Annotated in this window: 1 protein-coding gene; it reads right to left on the bottom strand. The window is 67.1% G+C overall.

The window, feature by feature from the left end; genetic code table 11:
- A partial coding sequence (locus tag AC0IYH_RS32435) for a nucleoside recognition domain-containing protein (protein ID WP_471838449.1) occupies window positions 1-258 on the bottom strand: 258 nt, incomplete at both ends.

Genomic DNA, 258 nt, shown 5'->3' with positions numbered 1-258 from the left:
GTAGACCGGCCAGCGCGCGCTGCACGTCATCAGCGGGGCGATGAGGATCGTGGTCAGCCGGTCCTTCTCGTCCTCGATCGTGCGCGTCGCCATGATGCCGGGGACGGCGCAGGCGAAGCTCGACAGCAGCGGGATGAACGCACGGCCGGACAGGCCGACGGTCGCCATCAACCGGTCCATCAGGAACGCGGCGCGGACCATGTAGCCCGACGCCTCCAGCACCAGAATGAAGAGGAACAGGATCAGGATCTGCGGCAG

The sequence above is a fragment of the Pseudomonas sp. AC463 genome (assembly GCF_979253585.1).
Note: the sequence above shows the minus strand (reverse complement) of the source record. Positions and strands in the feature narration are given on the sequence as shown.